Origin of the sequence: Paraburkholderia sediminicola (genome assembly GCF_902859805.1) — a bacterium.
Classification (GTDB): Bacteria; Pseudomonadota; Gammaproteobacteria; order Burkholderiales; family Burkholderiaceae; genus Paraburkholderia; species Paraburkholderia sediminicola.
The window spans coordinates 1-1,249 of record NZ_CADIKC010000032.1 but is presented as its reverse complement, the minus strand read 5'-3'; the positions used below and the strand labels follow the sequence as shown (position 1 = coordinate 1,249).

Genomic DNA, 1,249 nt, shown 5'->3' with positions numbered 1-1,249 from the left:
TGTAGTGGCCTAATAATCCTGGACACCTCAAAAGGTAGACTTATACCCGGACAGAGAGGTGTCAGATGGGAAGACGGGAATTCTCGAAGCAGTTCAAGGAAGATGCGGTCGATCTGGTGCTGCGGCAGGGCTACACGGTCACGAAGGCTGCGCGGGCGTTGGGAATTGGTGAGACGGCGTTGCGCCGCTGGATGGGCGATCGCCTGCCACAAGGTGCAGTGACCGAGCCACCAAAGGAAGGCTCGACGCCCGCCCAGACCCGTATCCAGGAGCTGGAAAGGCGGGTGGCCGAACTGGAACGGGAGCGCGACATTTTAAAAAAGTCCACGGCCTTCTTTGTCAAGGAACTGGATCGCAATACGAAGTGATCCAGCGCGCAGGGAAGGCATATCCGGTAGCGGCTGTTTGCCGGGCTGTGGGGGTGGCGCGCAGCAGTTACTACGCGTGGAAGGCGCGCCGTGCCCGCCCGCATCCGAAGCGGCAGGTGGCACTGCGTGAGGTGTGTGCGATTCACGCGCAGTACGACCAGACGTGTGGCAGCCGACGCATGTCACAGGAACTGCGCCGGCGCGGTCACAACGCGGGACGACACCGCGCCCGCAACCTGATGCGCGAAGCCGGTGTGCAGGTCCGCGTGGCACGCACCCATCAGTATCCGAAGGGAGGCGCCACAGCGACGCTCGCGCCTAACCTGCTGGAGCGGGCATTCGATGTCGGAGTACCCAATCGGGTCTGGGCCGGTGATGTGACGTATGTCTGGACGCAGGAAGGCTGGCTGTACCTGGCCGTCGTGATGGACCTGTTCTCGCGGCGTGTGGTCGGATGGGCCTGCTCGGCCTCGCCCGACACAAACCTCGTGATACGCGCTTTGCAGCTGGCGCTGGACGCGCGCCGGCCCGCCTCAGGGCTGATGTTCCATTCGGATCAGGGCTGCCAGTACACCAGCCATGTGTTCCGATACTTCCTCAGCCAGAACGGGATCACGCAGAGCATGAGCCGCAGGGGCAACTGCTGGGATAACGCGGTAGTAGAGCGCTTCTTCCGCAGCCTGAAGACCGAGCGGATCAGGTTGCGTCCGTACCGGAGCTATCTCGAAGCAAAGACGGATGTCACCGACTACATCCTGATGTTCTACAACCAGCAGCGGCTGCATTCGGCGGCCGGCAATATGCCGCCCGCCGAATACGAAATCACCATGCAGAAAAAGTGGAAAGCGGAAAAAGTGTCCAGGATTACTTGACCACCACAG

Annotated in this window: 1 protein-coding gene; it reads left to right on the top strand. The window is 61.6% G+C overall.

Going from position 1 to position 1,249, the window contains the following annotated elements:
- Positions 1–65: 65 nt before the first annotated feature.
- A protein-coding gene (locus tag R8871_RS38290) for an IS3 family transposase (RefSeq protein WP_246288090.1) occupies positions 66–1,240 on the top strand; the annotation gives its coding sequence in 2 pieces (ribosomal slippage) (positions 66–324 and positions 324–1,240; 1,176 coding nt in all).
- Positions 1,241–1,249 lie beyond the last annotated feature (9 nt).